We start from the raw sequence: 21,780 nt of genomic DNA, 5'->3' as shown, positions 1-21,780 counted from the left end.
GCGGGTTCTTGTCTACGTTTCTACGGATCCCGTGTTTCCCACGGGTTACGCGACTATTACCGGCGCGTGGGGATGCTCGGCATGCCCATCAGGACCGGAACCTTGCGCACTCCGGTCTCGTCGAACACAACCGTCGGGTCGGCTTCTTCCGGTGCGTTGACGAACGAGACGAACCTCGACAATTTCTCCGGATCACCCAGCACACCGGCCCATTCGTCCTGGTAACCCTCGACGTGCTTGGCCATCAGTGCCTCGAGTTCCTCGCCGATACCCAGGCTGTCTTCACAAATCACGGCCTTGAGGTGATCGAGTCCGCCTTCGAGTGATTCGACCCACGGCGCCGTGCGCTGGAGGCGATCGGCAGTACGGATGTAGAACATGAGGTAGCGGTCGATGTACTTGACCAAGGTCGCGTCGTCGAGGCCTCCGGCAAGCAACTGAGCGTGTTTGGGCGACTGTCCGCCGTTACCGCCCACATACAGATTCCAACCGTTCTCCGTCGCGATGACGCCGACGTCCTTGCCTCGCGCCTCGGCACATTCACGGGCGCAACCCGAGACGCCGAACTTGATCTTGTGCGGCGAACGCAGACCGCGGTAGCGATTCTCGAGGTCGACGGCCATACCCACCGAATCCTGGACACCGTAGCGGCACCAACTCGAACCGACGCAACTCTTGACCGTCCGGAGGGACTTGCCGTACGCCTGACCCGATTCCATCCCGGCGTCGACGAGGCGCTTCCAGATCGCGGGCAACTGTTCGACGCGGGCACCGAACAAGTCGATGCGCTGACCGCCGGTCACCTTCGTGTACAAGCCGAAGTCTCGCGCCACTTCTCCGATGACGATGAGTTGCTCACCCGTGACCTCGCCGCCCGGCATCCGAGGTACCACGGAGTACGTACCGTTCTTCTGGATGTTCGCGAGGAAGTGATCGTTGGTGTCCTGCAACGACGCCTGCTGGCGGTGCAGGATGTGATCGGAGTCCGTCGATGCCAGAATCGAAGCGACTACGGGCTTGCAGATGTCGCAACCGGCGCCCTTGCCGTACTTGGCGATCAGCGCCGAGAAGGTTCTGGTCTGCGTCGACTGGACGATCTGGAACAACTCGGCCCGCGACTGCGCGAAATGTTCGCACAGTGCCTTCGACATCACGACGCCGGAATCGGCCAGCAGCTGCTTCACGGTGGGAAGGCAACCGCCACAAGTGGTTCCGGCGCTGGTGCACGCCTTCACCGAAGCGATGTCGCATGCGCCGGCTGCGATTGCACCGCAGATGGCTCCCTTCGTCACGGCGTTGCACGAGCACACCTCGGCGTCGTCGGGCAGCGAGCCTGCACCCGGCTTCTCCCCCGCAGGCGAGATCAATGTCGCCGGGTCACCGGGTAGTTCGCGACCGACCAGCGGGCGCAGCGACGCGTAGGCCGATGCGTCACCGACAAGAATGCCGCCGAGCAGGATCTTCGCGTCGTCGGAGACCACGAGCTTTGCGTACGTCCCCTTGGACGCGTCGCTGAGGACGACTTCGAGGGCGCCCGGTGAGGTCGCCATCGCGTCACCGAAACTGGCGACGTCGACGCCCATGAGCTTGAGCTTGGTGGACATGTCCGCGCCCGGGAAATCCGCGGCGCCGCCGAGCAGACGATCGGCCACGATCTCGGCCGTCGTGTAACCGGGAGCGACCAGACCGTAGCAACGGCCTTCCACCGCAGCACATTCGCCGACGGCATAGATGTTCTCGTCCGACGTCACGCAGCCGAGGTCGGTCAGAATGCCACCGCGCTCCCCCACTGCGATGCCGGCGTCGCGGGCCAGCTGATCACGCGGACGTACTCCGGCGGAGAAGACGAGCAGCGACGCGTCGATGGTGGAGCCGTCGGAGAGTTCGACCACGATTCCATTGTCGGCCTGCGAAATTCCCGCCGTCCCGACACCGGTGTGGACAGTGAGCCCGAGTTCGGTGACGAGGCGAGCGAGCAGTGCGCCACCACCCTCGTCGACCTGCATCGGCATCAATCGCGCATTGTGTTCGACGACGTGTGCCGTCATTCCCATGAGCGAGAGAGCATTTGCGGCCTCGAGTCCAAGCAAACCTCCGCCCACCACGACGCCGACAGCGCCAGGACCAGCCTTCTCGGCGGCGGCCCGGATACCGTCGAGGTCGTCGAGGGTGCGGTAGACAAAACATCCGTCGCCCTCGTGCCCCGGCACGGGTGGCACGAACGGATACGAACCGGTCGCCATCACCAGAGCGTCGTAGGAGATCGTCTCGCCGGTTGTCGTCGTGACCGTGCGTGCATCTTTGTCGATCGAGAGCGCGCCTTCCCCCACACGGAGGTCGACCAGGCTGTCGCCGTCGTAATCGTTGCCGGCCAGTGCCAATTCCTTGGGGTCCCACGCTCCGACGTACGAGGACAGCCCGACTCGGTCGTACGCTGCGTACTGCTCGTCGCAGAGTACGGTCACCGACCAGTTGTTCGCTTCGTCGCGCGAACGCAGTGCCTCGACGAATCGGTGTCCGACCATTCCGTGTCCGATGACAACAACCGACTTGCTCATGACGCCTACTTCCTGAGGTACGAGATAGTTCTGAGATTCCGCGGACCGCTCACGCCGTGACTGCGACCTTCGCCTCGTCGACGTCTGTGGTCAGCGTCGACGGCTTGCGCAGGAAGACGAACCAGGTGACTGCGATGCAGGCGATGTAGAAGGCCAGGAACACCCAGAAGGCCATGGTCGCCGACTTCGCGGGGCTGCTGTACGACGCGCGCAGCACCAGGTTGATACCGACGCCGCCCAAACCGCCTACCGCACCGGCAAATCCGATGAGAGCGCCGGAGATACTGCGCGACCACGTTGCCTTCTCGCTTCGATCCATGTGATCGAAGCTCTGAGCCTTCGCCTCGAAGATCGCCGGGATCATCTTGTAGACGGATCCGTTTCCGATGCCCGAGAGCAGGAACAGGGCGATGAAGCCGAGAACGAATGTCACCATGATCCCGGCGCTGGCGACGCCGGCGGTGTTGTCGTCCATCGTTCCGGCCGTCACGAGTATCGATGCCGCGAATGCCATGGCGACAAACGTCCACATGGTGATCTTGCCGCCGCCGATCCGGTCGGCCAGTTTGCCGCCGAGGGGGCGAGCGATCGAACCGAGGAGAGGGCCGATGAAGGCGATCTGTGCTGCATGCAGCGCGGCCGCGGCCGGAGTGGCACCGCCGGCGAGGAAGTTGATCTGCAGAACCTGACCGAAGGCGAAGCTGAATCCGATGAAGGAACCGAACGTACCGATGTACAGGAAGCTGATCACCCACGACTCGGAGAACTTGAGTGCCTTGGCCATGGAGCGCAGGTCCGACTTCTGGTTGCCCAGGTTGTCCATGAACAGCGCGGCACCGACGGCGGCGGCCGCAATGAACACGAGATAGACGGCGCAGACGATCCACGGAGCGCGGTTACCGACGGTGGCGATCACCAGCAGACCGATCAGCTGAATCATCGGCACACCGATGTTGCCGCCGCCGGCATTGAGACCGAGCGCCCACCCCTTGAGGCGTTGCGGGTAGAAGGCATTGATGTTTGTCATCGACGACGCGAAGTTGCCGCCGCCGATACCTGCAGTGGCCGCTACCAACATGAACGTGGTGTACGACGCACCCGGGTTCATCATCAGGTAGAGCGTGAGAAGTGTTGGCACGAAGAGGAACAGCGCACTCATGACGGTCCAGTTACGACCGCCGAACCGTGCGGTGGCAACCGTGTAGGGAATGCGGAGGACCGACCCGACAAGTGTGGGCACTGCGACGAGGAAGAACTTTCCGGCCGCGTCGATGCCGTAGATATCCGTCGGCATGAACAACACCATCACGGACCAGATCGACCAGATCGAGAAGCCGACGTGTTCGGCTACCACTGACCAGATCAGGTTCCGCTTCGCGATGTCCTTGCCGCCGGATTCCCAGGCGTCGACGTCCTCTGCATCCCAATGCTCGATGTAATGACTCACCAGGGCCTCCTGAATATGTTGGAGACCCAAAGGTAGAAAACGGTTATTGCGCCGGTGCTGCGTGCGATGACCGCGAAGTCAATTGATCCTCACCCGGTAACAAGACCGGGTGTGAGCTAGTTTTTCGCAGGTGCGTGCCAGGAATCCTCGAGCATCCGAGGCTTACATGCCTGGTAGGCGCCCAGGAGCACCACGATCACAGCGACGACGAGCAGGCCGAACGGCGCAGCGTATCCACCGGACACGTCGTGGAAAACGCCGAACAGGAGCGGACCGAGGCAGGCAACGGAGTAGCCGATGCCCTGGGTGAAGCCGGACAGTGCCGAGGAACCGATGTGCGAACGAGTACGCAGGTTGATCAGCGTGAGCGACATCGGGAACGTGCTCGGACCGAGGCCCAAGACGACAACCCACACGACCGGCGCCGCCATCGGGGCAAAGTACAGCCCGCCCATGCCGACCAGGTAGCAGACGGCACACGCGATCACGACAGGGAAGGGATTGGCCATGCGGGCGCACAGCGTCGGTGCACCGAAAGCTGCGACGAGCCCGATCACCGAGAACATTCCGACCATCGTTCCGCCGAAGGCATCACTGGCTCCGGCGTCACGAAGGATCGAGGGAATCCACGTGAACATCGAATACGTGATCAGTGAGGTCATGCCGAACATGCCGGCCATCCCCCAGGCCACGGGAGAACGCCAGACCTGACCGCGTGGCTGTTCTGCCACTGCCGCAACCGAATCCGATGCATTCTCGACGGACCCGGCTTCGTTCGCGCGAGCCTTGCGCGAGCGAGCGAGGGTGATCAACCACGGCACTGCTGCGGCGAAGCCGAAGGCGGACCACCAGCCGATCGAGAACCGCCACCCGAAGGCGTCGGCAACCGGGACTGCGACAAACGCCGGAACGATGGTGCCGATCTGCACGGCCACGATGTAGACCGAACTCATGGTGGCGAGGCGATCCGAGAAGTACCGCTTGACCAACGGTGGGATCACGACATTGCCGATTCCCATGCCTGCCAGTGCCAGAGCCGAGAGGGCCAGCAACGACCATGTCTGAGACATCATGGCGCGCAACAACATTCCGACGCCGGCCATGAGCATCGCAACGAGGGCCGTTCGCTCGAGCCCGATACGTTTCGCGATGGCGGGAGTGACGAGACCGAAGATGGCGAACATTGCGGTCGGAACCATGCCGAAGACACCGACGATCGAGGCGGAGAAGCCGATCTCGTCGCGAATCTCGGCCGCCAAGGGCGAGAACGAGGTCACCGCAAGTCGAAGTACGAGCGCAGACATCGCAATCGCAGCGAAGACGAGCACACGGCCTTGTATCAACGAGCGGGTTTCGGTTCTCTCCAGTTGAGCAGTCACCGGCAAATCATAGGATGACCGGACGAACTCGCACAAGCGCGGTAATCTAACGTCACATTCACACCACTTACCCGGACCCGAGGAAACAACCACGTGCAACCCGTTCGACGCGCAAGTCTCATCTCGCAGGTCACCGAACAACTCCGCAACGAGATCCGGAGCGGAGCCTGGCCGATCGGTTCAAAAATCCCCACCGAACCGGAACTGTCGGAGCTGACCGGGACCGGTCGCAATACCGTGCGCGAGGCGGTCCAGGCGCTCGTACACGCCGGAATGCTGGAACGTCGTCAGGGATCGGGCACCTACGTCGTTGCCGTCTCCGACCTCGGTGGCACTCTCGGCAACTACTTTGCCGGTGCCCACCAGCGGGATGTACTCGAACTTCGGCGCGCACTCGACATCACTGCAGCCACCCTCGCCGCCGCACGGCGAACCGAAGACGACATCGCCGAACTGACGCGGCTACTCGAGCTTCGCACCGCGTCATGGGAGGGTCAGGACGTCGACGCTGCCACCACCGCGGACGTCGCCCTGCACCGAGCAATCGTCGCGGCCAGCCACAACGAGGTCTACCTGGAGTTCTACGACTCCCTGCTCCCGGTCATCGAGACCACGATCCAACAGCACATCGATGCAACCGGCGAAGGATTCCACTCGCAGCACGCAAACCTCGTCAACGCTGTCGTCGACGGGAACACCGTGGCCGCCTCGAACGCCGCACGCGAGCTGTTCGAGGGCCTGGTCTCGGACTTCGGTACCGGCGCCCCGATCTAGAGCAGCAAGCGCACGATGTCGGACGTACGGGCCAACCCCGGGAACGCGTCCGCCGTCGAGCGAGGATGCAGAACATGAACCGCCAAGCGGAACATCACCGCACGTAGAAGCATCTGCGGCCACTCGGGGAGATCTTCCCACCGGCCGACCAGTGCCTCGTCGGCACCGCCCCACGAGATCGCGTCGACCACAGCGACGGCGGCGGCCCACGCAGCCGGCCGCCAATACGGCGTGATGTCGGTGATTCCGGGCGCCATACTGCCCGAGAACAGCACTGTCCCGAACAGATCGCCGTGCACGAGCTGGTCCGGGCTCTGCACCGGCTTACGCAAAGTAGCGAGCCCGGCGATCAGTTCCAGACTCTTGCGACCGTCAGGAGTGGGCGTCTCGAGTTGCTCGACGCCCTTCGCGATCCTCAGCGGAACCGTTTCCCATGCCGCGCGATCAGCGGCGACGAATACGTCGACCTCGGCCCACGGCGGCACGGGCGGTTGCGCAAGGAAGCGCGGGCGCTCGAGCGAGGCCGTCGCCGCATGCAGTCGGCAGGACATCGAGACCACTTCGTCGTGACGTGGTTCCGGCGATCCGACGATGAAGGTGTCGGCACGCCAGCCCGAGACGACGTAACGACCGTCGGTCGAACGCACCGGTCGAGCCAGCCGAACGCCGTCGACTTCGAGGTTCTCTCGCACCTTCGCCGACCACGCTGCGCGGGCATGATCCGCGACTGCTGAAAGGACGACGTCTCCACACAGCCACCCGCCGTCCCAATCCGCACCGAGTGGGATGGGATCGACTTCACGGAGGCCGAAGGTGGAGCACACGTGCTGGGGAGGTTGGCCTGTGCTCACACCCCAACGCTACCGGTGCGCGGCGCCGCCTCCCGCGAGGCGCGCCTAGTAGACCGGCAGACTCGCATCCACCTGGTTCGCCCAGGCGATCGCGCCGCCTTGAACGTGGACCGCGTCGGAGAAACCGGCGTTCTTGAGAAATGCCAATGCCTCGGCGGAACGAATGCCGGTTTTGCAGTACAGCACTATCTGCTTGTTCTGCGGCAACGTCGCCAGAGCTTCACCGGACAGGATGCGGTCCTTCGGGATCAGCACGGCCCCCGGCAGATGCATGATGTCCCATTCAACCGGTTCTCGTACGTCGACCAGCTCGATCGACCGTCCCTCACCGATCATGGCCTCCAGTTCGGGCGCCGTGATCGTCGAACCGACAGCAGCGGCACTCGCCTCTTCGGACACGACACCGCAGAACGCGTCGTAGTCGATCAAGGCGGTGACCGGCACGCGGGTCGGATCACGCTGAAGGCGGATCGTCCGGAACGTCATCGCAAGTGCGTCGTAGATCATCAGGCGTCCGAGAAGCGGTTCGCCGATCCCCGTGATGAGCTTGACCGCCTCGGTCGCCATGATCGAACCGACGGTCGCGGGCAGGACTCCGAGCACACCACCCTCGGCGCACGAGGGAACCATGCCTGGCGGCGGCGCCTCCGGGTAAAGATCGCGATAGTTCAGTCCCGCGCCGTCCGGGGCGTCTTCCCAGAAGACCGAGACCTGCCCTTCGAAGCGGTAGATCGAGCCCCACACGTACGGCTTTCCCGCGATGACGGCAGCATCGTTGACGAGGTACCGCGTCGCGAAGTTGTCCGTACCGTCCAGGATCAGGTCGTACTCGGAGAACAGTTCGACCGCGTTGGAGTTGTCCAGGCGGAACTCGTGCAACCGGACGTCGACGTGCTCGTTGATTTCGAGAATCGACTCCTTCGCACTGAGCGCCTTCGGGCGTCCGACGTCGGAGCGTCCGTGAATCACCTGACGCTGCAGGTTCGACATGTCGACCTCGTCGAACTCGACGATCCCGATGGTGCCCACTCCTGCGGCCGCGAGGTAGAGCAGTGCCGGTGAACCCAATCCACCGGCGCCGATGAACAGGACTCGTGCATTCTTGAGCCGCTTCTGACCGGTCATGCCTACGTTCGGGATGATCAGGTGCCGGCTGTATCGGGCAACTTCCTCCCGGCTCAACTCGGCTGCCGGCTCCACCAGTGGTGGCAATACGACGGGTGTTGCAGACACCGCGAAACACTCCTAGTTCAAGACGAGATCAGGGATTCTCGATCCGGTCACGCTCGGGGGTACGGCCACGGATTGAAGCGGCACGTGAGTCCGTTCATCGGAACGACGCCCTCGGGATCAAGCCTAGCGATGTCGTTGTTCGCGGTTCCGAAGGTCTGCTGCATCATGATCGGTGCGAGTCCGCCTTCGGTCTCGCACGGCTGATGAGCGGCGTATCCGATGGCATGGCCGACCTCGTGATTGATCTGATACTGCCGATACGAGCCGATGTCGCCCTGGAACGAAATGGCGCCTCGCACCCATCGCGGTTCGTTGAGCAGGACTCGGTCCATGCTCGGGTTGTAGCAGGATCCTTCGAGTTCGATTTCGTATCCACAGCCTTCGCGGATCGTCATCTGTGAGGTCAAGGAGATCCGGAAGTCCGGCTCGCCGGCGTCGACGCGCCGGAACGCGACCTTGGGATCGTTGGTCCAACTCTTCGGATTGGCCAGTGTCTGGTCGACCATGCGTCCGTACGATTCGTCTCCGCCGAAGCCGGTCGTGTCGACGCCGTCCTCGATCTCGACCGTGTACGTGAACTCGCGTTCGGTTCCCTGTCCGACCTTGCCCGTCGTACCTGGTACGACGTGCCACGTTCCACCCCCCGCGACGGTGAACGGACCACCGTCGGGAAGGGCACCGGACGGTATCGACGAGGCAAAAGTTCCGTCTCCGGCCGGTGGGGCACCGATGACGTCGGTTCCGTCGGTGCTGTGCGCGAGGTCGGCGGTGGCCGACGTCTTGCTCGCGGAGTCTGTGGCGTCCGGCCGTACCGCATCGACGATCACAAGAATGGTGAGCACCACGAGAACCGGAATCGCGTAGGCCCGCCAACCGTAGGTCGAGACGAAGCGCCCGAGCTTGCTCTGCTTTCGCGCTGCCCGGTCCGGTCGCGGATTACGCGGGGTTCGGCCCACTTCTCGTTTGGTCGGATCCCATTGGGCGCGCAAAGGCTGATGGGAGGAAATGCCGCGATAGTCGCGTTCGCCGTAGGCACGATCATCCGGCACCTCCGGCCGACGTTCGTCGCGAGGCGCTCCAGTTCCGCTACGCATTCGACGTTCCTCACGTTCAGGGTTCTGCGTAGTTCGTCCACGCATGCGCGGTCCCCCTGGGTCAGTCACGTCGTCCAGAATCTCACACACGGCAAGTCGCTCGCCCGGGCTGACCGAAACTTGCTGGTCCTGGCGTGTCATGGCAGCCCGTCCTGTAACGAGAAAGACCGCTGGTCTCGCTCACCGAGGCACGCGCGACTCGCCCGGGCGACACACGGTATCGTTCATTCGGCTACGACCGGTGTGACGGAGGATACTGGCGGGTACGCACACGCGACTCGCGGATCCGCGCGCCGACCGAATTACTTTTGCTCAGATTGGAAGCGACATGACAGAACTCGCGGATCGGACTGACTCCGATCGCGGTACAACGGCTGGCAAGCCTGCCGGAACACGTCGCAGCACCCGCCTCCCCCGCGATGCGCGCCGCCTCCAGCTCCTCGCAGCTGCAAGTGAGGTATTCGTTGCGAACGGGTACCACTCGGCCGGCATGGACGAGATCGCCGAATGTGCCGGTGTCAGCAAGCCAGTTCTGTACCAACATTTCCCAGGCAAACTCGAACTGTACGTCGCAGTCCTGCAGAGTTACGTCGACAGCCTCATCTCGGGTGTACGCCAGGCCCTGCGATCGACGACGGACAACAAACAGCGTGTCCGCGCCGCGGTCCAGGCGTTCTTCGACTTCGTCGACAACGACTCCCAGGGCTTCCGCCTGGTGTTCGAGTCCGACATCATGGGCGAACCTCAGGTCCAGACACGCGTCGAACAAGCCACCGAAGCCTGCGTCGACGCCGTGTTCGACCTGGTGAGTCAGGATTCCGGACTCGATCCGTACCGCGCGCGCATCCTTGCGGTCGGTCTTGTCGGTGCCAGCCAGTTCACTGCGCGGTACTGGCTCGAGGCCGCGCGGCCGATCCCGAAGGAAGAAGCCGTGGAAATCACCGTGACCCTCGCGTGGGGCGGTCTCTCACACGTGCCGCTGCAAGCCGAAACGAAGTAACCGGAACCCGAACGAGAATGGGCGGGCAGTCTCACGACTGCCCGCCCATTCTGCTGTTACAGCTACGCGTCAGACGGTAGGCGCGAATCCGACCTTGCGGATATCGGACGGACCGATCTCCACGTACGCCACACGAGAAGCCTGCACCAGGAACTTGCGGCCCTTGTCGTCGACGAGAGCCAGAACCGGCTCGCGGCCACCGAGGACAGCCGCGACCAGTGTCTCGACCTCGTCAGGGGTCTGTTCGCTGTTGACGATGAGCTCACGCGGGCTGTCGATTACACCGATCTTGACCTCCACGGTCAACCTCCGAACTGTTCGTGAATTACATCCGTTGTCGACGCAAGGCTAATGCAGCAACGACCGCCCACGCTCCTCTGCACGCTGTGCCCAGAGCGAACAGGCACCTAGACGAGTCCGAGAATCGCCATCCGCTCGGCATGCTTTGCCTGCATGCCGTCGAACAACGCGACAACTCCGTTGAGGTCGCCGGAGGCGGAGATCACCAGATCGGTGAGATCTTCACGCTGCGCCAGCACGAACTGTGCCTGCGTGATTGCTTCGCCCAGAAGACGGCGTCCCCACAGCATCAACCGGTCCTTGGCGCGAGTACTGGCCTCCACTGCTGCCTTCACCTCGAGCACCACGAACTCCGAGTGGCCCGTCTGGGACAGCACGTCCTCGACGATTTCCGCGACATCCGCCGGGAGGGAGTGCCCGATCTCGCGATAGAAGTCGGCAGCGATTCCGTCGCCGACGTACGCCTTCACGAGCGATTCCAGCCACGTCGACGGTGTCGTCGACGCGTGGTAGTTGTCGAGAGCTCGAACGAACGGGTCCATGACGGCGAAGATCTCGTGGCCACGTTCCGTCAACGCCGTTTCCAGAGTCTCGAAGTGGTCCATCTCGGCGGCGGCCATGCTGGCGAACGCCACCTTGCCTCGCAGGTCCGGTGCCATTTGTGCGTCCTCCGCCAAACGGTAGAACGCCGAAATCTCGCCATACGCGAGAACGGCAAACAAATCGATCACGCCAGGGTGATCGGAAGCGACTCGGCCTCCGGTTCCAGCGTCCGTCGAAGCATCAAGATCGTGTGCGCCCATGACTACGAACTGTAGTGCTTCGACGGCCGACGCGACCGGCAAGGACCGCATGTCCGATTCGGTGATCTTCGACATGTCATCGCGAGGGACGGACAACGTGCAGCTACAATGGTCTTGGGAGTTCGCCAGTTCCCCCGGGCCAATTGGTTAGCCGGGACGGCTGTATTCACGCGAACCCCACCGATAATGTGCGCGCACCTGCATCGACGGTTGTCGCCCGCTTCGCCGAGATCTCCGGACGGTTCGAATTCGTCCGAGTGGAATTCAGTGCTGAGGCGTAGGCATGACCGAAGAAAAAGAGGGCATCGACATCGGCCGACTTACGGCCTGGCCCCTTACCTTGTGCGTGCGTACCGCCACGAGGAAAGGCTAGTCCCCTGAGCAAGATCACTGTCGACCACGAAGACGAAGCAACCGAGAACACCGTTTCCGTCCAGCTCGACGACACCCATGTACCCCCGAGCTTCGCCGAACTCGGTGTCCGCGACGAAATCGTCCGCGCACTGAACGAGATCGGCATCGAGCGCACCTTCGCCATCCAGGAACTCACCCTTCCGTTGGCTCTCGCCGGTGACGACCTCATCGGTCAGGCCCGCACCGGAATGGGCAAGACCTTCGGTTTCGGCGTCCCGCTCCTGCATCGCATCGTCACCGCCGAGAACGGCACAGCTGTTCTCGACGGCACGCCCCGCGCTCTGATCATCGTTCCCACCCGCGAGCTGTGCATCCAGGTTGCCCGCGACCTCGAGAACGCCAGCAAGTACCTCCGGGTCGGCGACCGCGGTCTCCAGGTTCTGCCCATCTACGGCGGCCGTCCGTACGAGGCGCAGATCTCGGCACTCCAGAAGGGCGTCGACGTTGTCGTCGGCACCCCGGGTCGCCTGCTCGACCTCGCCAACCAGTCGCACCTGATCCTGGGCAAGGTGGGCGTTCTCGTCCTCGACGAGGCCGACGAAATGCTCGACCTGGGATTCCTCCCCGACATCGAACGCCTCATGGGCATGGTCCCCGACAAGCGTCAGACGATGCTCTTCTCCGCGACGATGCCCGGCCCGATCATCACCCTGGCTCGTACCTTCCTGACGCAGCCGACGCACATCCGCGCCGAAGAGGCCGAATCCTCCGCGGTGCACGATCGCACCAGCCAGCACATCTACCGTGCACACGCGCTCGACAAGGCCGAGATGGTCGCCCGCGTCCTGCAGGCCGAAGGCCGCGGCGCGACGATGATCTTCACCCGCACCAAGCGCACAGCCCAGAAGGTGGCCGACGATCTCGCGGAACGCGGCTTCTCCGTCGGTGCCGTCCACGGTGACCTCGGACAGATCGCCCGTGAAAAGGCGCTGAAGGGCTTCCGTAACGGCAAGGTCGACGTTCTGGTCGCCACCGACGTCGCTGCCCGCGGTATCGACATCGACGACGTCACCCACGTCATCAACTACCAGTGCCCCGAGGACGAGAAGACCTACGTCCACCGCATCGGTCGTACCGGCCGCGCCGGACGCACCGGCATCGCCGTCACGCTGGTCGACTGGGACGACATCCCTCGCTGGCAGCTCATCGACAAGGCACTGAGCCTCGGAATCCCCGACCCGGTCGAGACCTACTCCAGCTCGCCGCACCTCTACGAAGAGTTGTCCATTCCGGCCGATGCCAAGGGCACTGTTCGCAAGGCCAAGGCCGCACCTGAGAAGGCAGCAACGGAAAAAGCAGCAACGGAAAAAGCAGACGCGCCGAAGTCGACCGACTCGGACGGCAACGAAGAGAAGGCCGCTCCCCGCCGCAACCGGACCCGTCGCCGCACCCGCGCCGGCGCTTCGACCGACGCCCCGACGTCCACCACCGCCGGCGCCACCACAGCTCCCCCTTCGGCACCCGCGGCAACCGCTGCCGAGAACTCGGACGAAGACGGAGCGGCCAAGCCGCGTCGCCGTCGGCGTCGTCGCCCCGCGGCTTCCGCGACGGCAGGCGCCGCAGAGTAAGCTGCCGATGTGCTGGCTCCCGAAAGGCGTACTCGCTCAGATGTGATCGGTGCGCTGGCAATCGCGCTGGCCGTAATCGTGGCGGTGACCGTTGTGTGGTTGCGCAGTGATGCGCGCGGAACCACCTCGGTCACCGCTGAATCTCCACTCCCACCTCTGTCGACGTCGGTGTTGTTACCCGACATCCTGAAACAGACGTGGGAATCTCCGAGTGCCGACTCGACGGCACCGATCACCGTCGGAAATGCCGTCGTCACCGCCGACGGCTCCGAGGTGATCGGCCGCGATCCGGCAACGGGCGAAGAAGTGTGGCGATACGCGCGCAACATTCCGCTGTGCGGCGCGATCGGTTCGTGGGATCGCGTCGTCAGCGTCTATCAGGATGATCGCGGTTGCTCTCAGGTCACGTCACTGGTCGCCGACACCGGCGCCCGAAAGGACCAGCGCAACAGCGACGCCGATTCCGCGGTCAGCCTTTCAGCGGACGGCACCTACCTGATTTCGCGCGGCAGTGAGCGAATGGAGCTGTGGCGCTCGGACCTCGTCCGAACCCTCGAGTACGGCCGGGTCGACGCGAAGGTGAACCCCAACAAGCAACCTCGCACCGGATGCACGCTGCTCGACGCTGCGTCGAGCGCCAACCGAGTCTCGGTACTCGAGCGCTGCCCCGGTGAAGCCTCCAACAGGTTGACGGTGATGAATCCCGCACCGAAGGACGCCCAGGAACCCGAAGAGTACGGATCCGCGATTCTCCTCGACTCCGAGGGCGCCCGCCTGCTTGCCGTGGCCGGCGAAAAGACGGCCGTCTACCTCCCTGCCGCCAACGGAACCGTTTCTCGCATCACTATTTTCGACGGATCCGGCAATCCGATCGTCGACTATCCGATCGAGGGAACGGTGACCGAAGGCGCCCGCACCCACGCCGACAAGGCTTCGATCACGTGGTGGACCGGCTCGCAGACCGTCAACCTGCGCCTGAGCGATCTGGCTCCGACGTGGATCGTCAACGGAACGTCCGGACCCGGAAGCATGGTTGCCGGTCAGATGCTCATCCCCGTTCCGGGCGGCATTGCAGCCGTCAGTCCGTCGGACGGAGCGGTGCAGCGCATGATCGCAGTCGACCGCGGCGAGACGGCGACACCGATCGTGCTCGCCAGTGCGGGCGAGACGATTCTGGAACAGCGCGGCGATACCTTGTTCGCGCTGCGCTAGAAGCTCACCTTCCTCAGATCGCCAGCTCCGGCGCGAAAGTCACGACTTCGTTTCCAGCCCAATGCTTTACGAGATTGTCCGCGAGTTCACGATAGGCATCCGCACCCTTGTTCTTTCGTCCGGCGAGGACCGTCGCACCCGACGCGGACGCCTCGGCGAACTTGACGGTGCGTGGGATCGGAGGCGCCAGAACGGCCAGGGAGTAGCGGTCGCTGACGTCGGCGAGCACGTCGCGACTGTGCGTGGTTCGAGCGTCGTACAGAGTCGGAAGTGCGCCGAGCAGAACAAGATCCGGGTTGGTGATGGCTTGGACTTCACGAACCGTACGCAGCAGCTGTCCGACGCCGCGGTGTGCGAGGGTTTCGCATTGCAGTGGAACCAGAACCGACTGCGCCGCAGTCAATCCGTTGAGTGTGAGCACACCCAACGACGGTGGGCAGTCGATGATGATGACGTCGTAAGAGCCCAGGAGCGGAGACAGCGCCCGCTTGAGCGCGAACTCTCGACCGGGTCGCATCAGGAGCAGCGCTTCGGCGCCCGCGAGATCGATCGTGGCCGGCAGGAGATCCATACCGTCGTCCGTCTTCAGCACGGCGTCGACCGCGTCGAGATCACCCGCCAGGACCTCGTTGACCGAACGCTCGAGGCGATCCGGGTTGTGTCCGAGCGAGAACGTCAGGCAGCCCTGCGGGTCGAGATCCACCACCAAGACTCGTTGTCCGAGCGCGGACAAAGCCGCACCGAGAGAAGCGACGGTAGTGGTTTTAGCCACGCCGCCCTTTTGATTCGCCACTGCGAGAACCGTCGTCACACGTAGATCCTTGCGCACTTCGCGCCAGGAGGCGAGCTACACACGCGAGGCAGCCTGCAATGATGGTCGACATGACCTCCCAGTCCGCCCCCTCGTCGATCCCCCTCGGTGCTCGCGTCGTACTCATGCGCCACGGTGAAACCGAGTGGGCACGCACCGGGAAACACACGGGCCGGACCGAGGTTCCGCTGACTCCGCTCGGCGAGATGCAGGCAACCGCGACCGGAAATCGCTTGCGAACCCTCGACCTCCGGAACCCCATGATTCTGACGAGTCCGCGGCTGCGCGCACAGTTGACGGGTGATCTCGCCGGCCTGCCGGAAGAGCGAACCTGGGATGCACTGTCCGAATGGGACTACGGCGATTACGAAGGCCTCACGACGCCCGAGATCCGCGCAACGGTGCCCGATTGGACCGTCTGGACGCACCCGTGCCCCGGCGGCGAGCAGGCCGATCAGATCCACGCCCGGACCGACATGGTGCTGTCGATGGTGCGTTCGCAACTACCCGAACGCGACGTGATCCTGATCGGGCACGGCCACTTCTCACGCGCACTCATCGCCCGCTGGCTCGAGCTCCCGGTGACGGAAGGAAAGCGTTTCGCCTTGTCCCCCGGCGCTTACTCGGTTCTCGGTTACGAGCACGGCGCCACCCACCTCGTCCATCACAACGTGCCGCCGCTCGTCGAGGCTTGAGGCCTAAGATTCTCCCTATGATCCGACGCGCCACGCCCGCAGACGTCCAGCCGATCACAGACATGATCTACGAGTTGGCCGACTACCAGAAGGCCCTCGACGAGTGCACCGTGAAGGCGGAACAGATCGGCGAGGCTTTGTTCGGGCCGGCCGCGACGGCCTTCGCGCACGTCGCTGTGAATTCGGCCGACGACGTCGTCGGCATGGCGTTGTGGTTTCGCAATTTCTCGACGTGGGACGGCGCCCACGGTATCTACCTCGAAGACCTCTACGTCAAGCCCAGTCAGCGCGGATCAGGCCACGGGAAGGCTCTTCTGGCCGCACTCGCCAAGGAGTGCACCGACAACGACTACACCCGGCTGTCCTGGTCGGTGCTCAACTGGAACACCCCCTCGATCAAGTTCTACGAGTCACTCGGCGCCGACGCGAAGACGGAGTGGACCACGTATCGCCTGACCGGTACTCACCTCGGAGCTCTCGCCGCCGAAGCTGAGTAGAGCGGAAGCTGAGTAGGACCGAAGCAGGGTAGGCGTTCCGTCCTACTTGTCCCGCGGCTCGTCGGTCTCGTCCGGGCGTCCCTCTTCCGGCGACACCTCGTCTGCGTACGCTCCGTACTCCGCTGCCATCCATCGAGACGTCGGAGCCGAGAACAGGCAGCCCAGAGCGCCGAGAACGACGACACCCAGAACGATGCCGAGCGGCACCTGATGCGAATCGGTCAGGAGCGACCAGGCGACCGGCAGGAGCAGCAACTGTGCGACGACGGCGATTGCCCGGCCCCACCGGCGGCCCGTCAGCAAAGCGATACCGGCAGCCAACACCGCGCCGCCGAGGATCGCGACCCAGGCGGCAAATCCGTATCCGTTGGTGACGCTCTGATCGTGGCCGGTTGCACCGCGAATCACTGCGACGATCGCGAACCCGGCGGCAACCAGCCCTTGAAGCGTCACGAGGGCACCCGCCCATGTGACTGTCTTGGGCAGGGCGTTCGGACTGGCGGTATTCGGCACGAGGCCAGCCTAGAACACGACACCGGATAGGCTCATGCCCCGTGCGCGCACTGCTGATCGTCAACCCCAATGCCACCTCCACCACCGCTGCCGGTCGTGACCTGTTGGCACACGCCCTCGAGAGTCGGGTGCGACTTACTGTGGCGCACACCACACATCGGGGTCATGCTGCCGAACTGGCGCGCGAAGCCCACGAAGACGGCTTCGGCTCGGTGATCGTCCACGGTGGCGACGGAACGGTCAACGAAGTGGTCAACGGACTGCTCGGGTCACCGCATCCCGCGTCGATGAAATCGGTTCCGGTCGGTCCGATCCCGACGATCGCTGTCGTCCCAGGCGGCTCGGCAAACGTTTTCGCGCGCTCACTCGGTATTGCCGCCGACCCGATCGACGCCACGAACCAACTCGTCGACCTCCTCTCCGAACGGACCAGGCGCCGAATCGGGCTCGCACACTGCGACAACCGTTGGTTCACGTTCAACGCCGGAATGGGCCTCGACGCCGATGTGTGCGAGGCCGTCGACGCCAGCCGTAAGAACGGTGACGCCGCCACACCCGCCCGGTATGTCCGAACCGCGATCGCGGCGTTCTTCCGTGCCAAGCGAGCCGAACCAGCGCTGACCGTCCACCTTCCCGATCAGGATCCCGTCTCCGGAGTCCACTACGCATTCGTCTCGAACTCGAGCCCGTGGACATATCTGGAAGAGCGTCCCGTCCACACCAATCCGGGAACGACCTTCGACAGTGGACTCGGCATCTTCGCCATGACGAGCACCAAAGTTCTGCCGTCCCTGCGGGTTGTGCGGCAACTACTCGCACGCGGCGCGGAGCCGAAATCGAAGGTCCTCTTACGCACCGACGACGTCCCGACAATCACCATCGAATCGTCGCGACCGATCGGACTCCAGATGGACGGCGACTACATCGGACTTCGTGAAAAGGTCGAATTCACCTCGGTCCCGGATGCACTGGAAGTGTTCGCACCGATTACGACGTGAGTCAGGCAACACGTTTGACCTGCAAAAACTCTGGTGCCAAAAGGTCGAAATCGGGTAAAATGCCGGTGACGCCCAGGTGGCCGTCAGGTGTGTCACAAATTAGTGAGTTGGCCCACGAACCCGTTCAAACCTATTGACATACCGCGAGTTCGTGAAAGCATTCACAAGTAACAGTGCGGAAACATTGATGACGCACACACAAACTCATTGGTACCAAATGGTGTGAATACACACCCAATTAAGGAGCGAAAAAAGATGGACTGGCGCCACAACGCAATCTGTCGCGACGAGGATCCCGAACTGTTCTTCCCTGTGGGAAACAGTGGACCGGCCCTCGCTCAGATCGCTGATGCCAAGGTTGTCTGCAACCGCTGCCCCGTCACCGCCGAGTGCCTGTCGTGGGCTCTCGAGTCCGGCCAGGATGCAGGCGTCTGGGGCGGAATGAGCGAAGACGAGCGTCGCGCACTCAAGCGTCGCAACGCACGTACCCGTGCACGCACTTCCGTCTAGGTAGAACCGAGACGTTCGACTCGCGGCGGAGAACAGCCCCTCTGCACAGTCGAAGACGACAGCCCGGCACCACATGGTGCCGGGCTTTTTGTCTGCTCGAATCGCTAACGCGGCTCGAATCAGTAACGCGCAGAACGTCTACCGAGCGGCACACGCAGAACCGCGTCGGTACCGCCTCCGCTTCCCGGGTGCAGTCCGAGCGAGCCACCGAGTTCGGCGCCCAGCAAGGTCCGCACGATCTGGAGTCCGAGGCGATCGGATTTCTCGAGGTCGAAGTTCTCCGGCAGGCCGCGCCCGTTGTCGTGGATGATCACGTCCAACCAGCGTGCAGAACGCTCGGCACTGAGTGTGACCGTGCCGGTCACACCCGGATCGAAAGCGTGCTCGATCGCGTTCTGCACCAACTCCGTCAGCACCATGACCAGCGGGGTGGCGCGCTCGGCGGAGAACACTCCGAAACTGCCCTCACGCCGAATCGTCACCGGCACACCTACTCCCGCGACATCGGAGAGCATGGGAACCAACCGGTCGATCACCTCGTCGAGATCCACCTCTTCGTCCACCGACATCGACAAGGTGTCGTGAACGAGGGCGATGGACGTCACGCGTCTCACCGACTCTGTCAACGCTTGTCGCGCTTCGTCGTTGCCGGTTCGCCTGGCCTGTAGACGCAGAAGCGCCGCGACGGTTTGCAGATTGTTCTTCACTCGATGGTGAATCTCGCGGATGGTTGCGTCCTTGCTCAGCAGAGCGCGATCACGACGCTTGACCTCGGTGACGTCGCGGACGACGACCGCAGCACCGACATGCCGGCCGCCAGGCTTGAGAACCAGGGCCCGCAGCAGAACGGTCGCCCCGCGCGCCTCGATCTCCATACGGCGACCGGGCTTGTCCGCCAACGTATCTCGGATGTATCCCGCAGCTTCCTGAGACTCGAACGGGTCGGTGACCAACGAACGGGTCAGCGCTGCGAGGTCTTGGCCCACCAGATCCGAACTCAGACCCATCCGGTGATAGGCCGAGAGCGCGTTCGGGCTGGCATAGACGACTGTGCCTTCGGTATCGAGACGGATGAAGCCGTCGCCCGCACGTGGGCTCGAGTTCGTGTCGGAGCGCGATTCTCGGATCGGGAAGGTTCCGTCGCTGATCATCTGACACAGGTCTTCGGCGCAATCGAGATACGCGAGTTCGAGCGGACTCTGCGCTCGCTGGTGCGACAGGTTGGTGTCGCGGCTCAGAACAGCGATGACTCGCCCGTCCAGACGCACCGGAACGGCTTCCCGACGCGGCGGCATTCCTTCACGCCACGTCTCGTCTTCCCCGCGCACGACGCGGCCCTCCACGAGAGCGCGAAGAACCTGCGGGTGCTCGGACTCGGAAACGACCGTTCCGACCGCATCCTCCGGAAAAGCCGTCGATGCCGTTGTCGGCCGGCAATGCGCGACGCAGATGACCGTCCCCTCGGATCGGTTCTTCTCCGATTCGGTGCCCACCCACAAGAGAACGTCGGCAAAGGAGAGGTCGGCGAGCAGTTGCCACTCCCCCACGACGCGCTGGAGATGGTCGACCGCCGCACCGGGAAGATCGGTGTGTTCGGCGAGGAGGTCACTGAGAGTGGACATCGTCCGGCTTAGGAGATCACGGCGATCAGATCGCCTTGCTGAATCACGTCGCCGACCTTGACGCCCACCGTCGTCACCGTTCCCGGAACCTCGGCCAGGACGGGAATCTCCATCTTCATGGATTCGAGGATGACCAGGGTGTCGCCGTCCGCAACGACGTCTCCCTCGCTCACGACGACCTGGTAGACCGTCGAAACCATCTCGGCGCGCACGTCTTCTGCCATCGTGAACCTCACTTCTGTCGGAACTGCACTCTGACCACGAAAATACGTCGACGGATCACTCGATCGACCTGCCAATGGAACCACACCGGCATCGGCGTGAAACAATGACGCGAAAGAAACAGAAGGGAGACCAATCATGGGTAAGCGTGGTCGTAAGAAGCGCAGCCGTAAGGGCAACGCCGCTAACCATGGCAAGCGTCCAAACGCCTGACATGTAGCGCAACAAAACGTCCGAGGGGCGGGGAAGCATTGCTTCCCCGCCCCTCGGCGTTACTGCCTTCCGACTGCTGCCGCTCAGATCTTCGCTGACGGGCTAGCTGTCGGTTTCGGTAGTCGTTATGACGATGGTCCGACGCAACTCGACGGTGAGCCTCTGACGCAGGCTTTCCGGCGCATGGTCTCCGCCGCACTTACGGTTGATCAGGCTCTTGACCTTCTCTTCGATCCCGTAGGCCTCGAGGCACGATCCACAATCGTCGATATGACGCTGCAGGCGAGCACGACTTGAATCGTCGCATTCACCGTCGAGCATCAACCAGACGTCGGCGATGACTGCCGAGCAGTCGAGCCTTTCGAATTCGTCCTGCTCACTCATCGTGTGACACCTTCCGTCTCGGTGGCTGCGACTGTGGCTGTGTCGACCGCGCCGTCCCGATTGAATCCCCGGTCTTTTGCGACATCGGCCAAAAGACCACGCAATTGCTTGCGACCACGGTGCAGTCGCGACATCACCGTTCCGATGGGTGTGCCCATGATCTCCGCGATCTCCTTGTACGGGAATCCTTCGACATCGGCGTAGTACACGGCCATACGGAATTCCTCGGGAAGCGACTGCAGCGCCGCCTTGATGTCGTCGTCAGGCAACGCGTCGAGCGCCTCCACCTCGGCCGATCGCAGCCCCGTCGAAGTGTGCTCGGCGGTGGCGGCCAACTGCCAGTCGGTGATCTCGTCCGTCGGATACTGCGCGGGTTGGCGCTGCTTCTTGCGGTACGAGTTGATGTAGGTGTTCGTGAGAATCCGGTACAGCCAGGCTTTCAGGTTGGTACCGGCACGGAACGAGCGGAAAGCGGTGTACGCCTTGACGTACGTCTCCTGCACGAGATCCTCGGCATCAGCGGGATTCCGCGTCATGCGCAGGGCAGCGCCGTACAACTGGTCGAGCAGCGGGAGCGCGTCGCGCTCGAACCGGGCAATCAACTCATCCGCAGTTTCGGGCGTTTCGGACACTGCGCCGTCGATAGGTTCAGCTACCTCTGACGGTTCGTCCTTGGGCCGGT

At 63.4% G+C, this 21,780-nt stretch carries 22 protein-coding genes; 8 read left to right on the top strand and 14 right to left on the bottom strand.

The window, feature by feature from the left end; genetic code table 11:
- Positions 1-56: 56 nt before the first annotated feature.
- The 3 genes from nirB to G9U53_RS01730 all read right to left on the bottom strand — a co-directional run bounded on the left by nirB (position 57) and on the right by G9U53_RS01730 (position 5,384).
- A complete protein-coding gene (nirB, locus tag G9U53_RS01740; protein ID WP_050654902.1) occupies positions 57-2,558 on the bottom strand; it encodes a nitrite reductase large subunit NirB in 2,502 nt (833 codons plus the stop codon).
- 49 nt (positions 2,559-2,607) lie between these two features.
- Complete coding sequence (locus tag G9U53_RS01735) at positions 2,608-4,008, bottom strand: nitrate/nitrite transporter (protein WP_085989607.1); 1,401 nt, start codon at positions 4,006-4,008, stop codon at positions 2,608-2,610.
- Between the two features lie 113 nt (positions 4,009-4,121).
- Complete coding sequence (locus G9U53_RS01730; RefSeq protein ID WP_064112602.1) at positions 4,122-5,384, bottom strand: MFS transporter; 1,263 nt, start codon at positions 5,382-5,384, stop codon at positions 4,122-4,124.
- Positions 5,385-5,477: 93 nt separating this feature from the next.
- Here G9U53_RS01730 and G9U53_RS01725 point away from each other — a divergent pair, with 93 nt between their 5' ends.
- Entirely contained in the window at positions 5,478-6,158 is a 681-nt protein-coding gene (locus G9U53_RS01725) for a FadR/GntR family transcriptional regulator (protein WP_165638256.1), read from the top strand.
- Here the strand turns inward: G9U53_RS01725 and G9U53_RS01720 are convergent.
- Genes G9U53_RS01720 through G9U53_RS01710 form a run of 3 tightly spaced genes read right to left on the bottom strand, consistent with a single transcriptional unit; the run spans position 6,155 to position 9,291 of the window.
- Positions 6,155-7,009 carry a TIGR02569 family protein gene (locus tag G9U53_RS01720; RefSeq protein WP_007731227.1) on the bottom strand — a complete coding sequence of 285 codons (855 nt, stop codon included), beginning with the start codon at positions 7,007-7,009 and terminating at the stop codon, positions 6,155-6,157. The two genes, G9U53_RS01725 and G9U53_RS01720, sit on opposite strands and share 4 nt — an antisense overlap.
- Before the next feature lie 45 nt (positions 7,010-7,054).
- The gene (moeZ, locus tag G9U53_RS01715; RefSeq protein ID WP_003942292.1) at positions 7,055-8,242 is read right to left on the bottom strand and encodes an adenylyltransferase/sulfurtransferase MoeZ; all 1,188 of its coding nucleotides are present in this window, start codon (positions 8,240-8,242) and stop codon (positions 7,055-7,057) included.
- Positions 8,243-8,289: 47 nt separating this feature from the next.
- The gene (locus tag G9U53_RS01710; RefSeq protein WP_003942287.1) at positions 8,290-9,291 is read right to left on the bottom strand and encodes a DUF3152 domain-containing protein; all 1,002 of its coding nucleotides are present in this window, start codon (positions 9,289-9,291) and stop codon (positions 8,290-8,292) included.
- A gap of 373 nt (positions 9,292-9,664) precedes the next feature.
- Here G9U53_RS01710 and G9U53_RS01705 point away from each other — a divergent pair, with 373 nt between their 5' ends.
- The gene (locus tag G9U53_RS01705) at positions 9,665-10,336 is read left to right on the top strand and encodes a TetR/AcrR family transcriptional regulator (protein ID WP_003942309.1); all 672 of its coding nucleotides are present in this window, start codon (positions 9,665-9,667) and stop codon (positions 10,334-10,336) included.
- Between the two features lie 69 nt (positions 10,337-10,405).
- On the opposite strand, the gene G9U53_RS01700 is transcribed toward G9U53_RS01705, so the two are convergent.
- Positions 10,406-10,636, bottom strand: coding sequence for a DUF3107 domain-containing protein (locus G9U53_RS01700; RefSeq protein ID WP_003942312.1), 231 nt, complete (start codon positions 10,634-10,636; stop codon positions 10,406-10,408).
- A gap of 107 nt (positions 10,637-10,743) precedes the next feature.
- Positions 10,744-11,439, bottom strand: coding sequence for a ferritin-like fold-containing protein (locus tag G9U53_RS01695; protein ID WP_029255047.1), 696 nt, complete (start codon positions 11,437-11,439; stop codon positions 10,744-10,746).
- A gap of 377 nt (positions 11,440-11,816) precedes the next feature.
- Here G9U53_RS01695 and G9U53_RS01690 point away from each other — a divergent pair, with 377 nt between their 5' ends.
- Together G9U53_RS01690 and G9U53_RS01685 are read left to right on the top strand one after the other, a co-directional pair.
- On the top strand, positions 11,817-13,421 hold the full coding sequence (locus tag G9U53_RS01690) for a DEAD/DEAH box helicase (protein WP_165638366.1): 1,605 nt from the start codon (positions 11,817-11,819) through the stop codon (positions 13,419-13,421).
- Positions 13,422-13,430: 9 nt separating this feature from the next.
- Positions 13,431-14,633: a PQQ-binding-like beta-propeller repeat protein gene (locus G9U53_RS01685; protein ID WP_030534999.1), complete on the top strand. Its 1,203-nt coding sequence runs from the start codon at positions 13,431-13,433 to the stop codon at positions 14,631-14,633.
- 13 nt (positions 14,634-14,646) lie between these two features.
- On the opposite strand, the gene G9U53_RS01680 is transcribed toward G9U53_RS01685, so the two are convergent.
- Positions 14,647-15,444 (bottom strand): AAA family ATPase, encoded by a 798-nt coding sequence (locus G9U53_RS01680; protein WP_030535000.1) that lies wholly within the window; start codon positions 15,442-15,444, stop codon positions 14,647-14,649.
- Positions 15,445-15,515: 71 nt separating this feature from the next.
- Between G9U53_RS01680 and G9U53_RS01675 the strand changes: the two genes are divergently transcribed.
- On the top strand, positions 15,516-16,139 hold the full coding sequence (locus G9U53_RS01675; RefSeq protein WP_080552758.1) for an acid phosphatase: 624 nt from the start codon (positions 15,516-15,518) through the stop codon (positions 16,137-16,139).
- 17 nt (positions 16,140-16,156) lie between these two features.
- Positions 16,157-16,636 (top strand): GNAT family N-acetyltransferase, encoded by a 480-nt coding sequence (locus tag G9U53_RS01670; protein ID WP_003940724.1) that lies wholly within the window; start codon positions 16,157-16,159, stop codon positions 16,634-16,636.
- 42 nt (positions 16,637-16,678) lie between these two features.
- Here the strand turns inward: G9U53_RS01670 and G9U53_RS01665 are convergent, their stop codons facing one another.
- Positions 16,679-17,149, bottom strand: a complete 471-nt coding sequence (locus G9U53_RS01665; RefSeq protein WP_007731217.1) for a hypothetical protein — start codon at positions 17,147-17,149, stop codon at positions 16,679-16,681.
- Between the two features lie 41 nt (positions 17,150-17,190).
- On the opposite strand from G9U53_RS01665, the gene G9U53_RS01660 reads away from it, so the two are divergent.
- Entirely contained in the window at positions 17,191-18,147 is a 957-nt protein-coding gene (locus G9U53_RS01660) for a diacylglycerol kinase family protein (protein ID WP_007731209.1), read from the top strand.
- 255 nt (positions 18,148-18,402) lie between these two features.
- Positions 18,403-18,657 carry a WhiB family transcriptional regulator gene (locus G9U53_RS01655; protein WP_003940950.1) on the top strand — a complete coding sequence of 85 codons (255 nt, stop codon included), beginning with the start codon at positions 18,403-18,405 and terminating at the stop codon, positions 18,655-18,657.
- A 119-nt stretch (positions 18,658-18,776) separates the two neighbouring features.
- Here G9U53_RS01655 and G9U53_RS01650 read toward each other — a convergent pair whose 3' ends face one another.
- The 4 genes from G9U53_RS01650 to G9U53_RS01635 form a co-directional block, all read right to left on the bottom strand.
- Complete coding sequence (locus G9U53_RS01650; protein ID WP_003940890.1) at positions 18,777-20,279, bottom strand: histidine kinase N-terminal domain-containing protein; 1,503 nt, start codon at positions 20,277-20,279, stop codon at positions 18,777-18,779.
- Between the two features lie 8 nt (positions 20,280-20,287).
- Entirely contained in the window at positions 20,288-20,503 is a 216-nt protein-coding gene (locus G9U53_RS01645; RefSeq protein WP_007731208.1) for a biotin/lipoyl-binding carrier protein, read from the bottom strand.
- A 313-nt stretch (positions 20,504-20,816) separates the two neighbouring features.
- Positions 20,817-21,098, bottom strand: coding sequence for a mycothiol system anti-sigma-R factor (rsrA, locus tag G9U53_RS01640; protein WP_003940722.1), 282 nt, complete (start codon positions 21,096-21,098; stop codon positions 20,817-20,819).
- A complete protein-coding gene (locus G9U53_RS01635) occupies positions 21,095-21,742 on the bottom strand; it encodes a sigma-70 family RNA polymerase sigma factor (protein WP_085989606.1) in 648 nt (215 codons plus the stop codon). The genes rsrA and G9U53_RS01635 overlap by 4 nt, the downstream gene beginning before the upstream one ends.
- Positions 21,743-21,780: the final 38 nt, after the last annotated feature.

The organism is Rhodococcus sp. D-46 (genome assembly GCF_011290655.1).
In the GTDB taxonomy this organism is placed as follows: Bacteria; Actinomycetota; Actinomycetes; order Mycobacteriales; family Mycobacteriaceae; genus Rhodococcus_F; species Rhodococcus_F qingshengii.
This window is presented reverse-complemented; position numbering and strand designations above follow the sequence as displayed.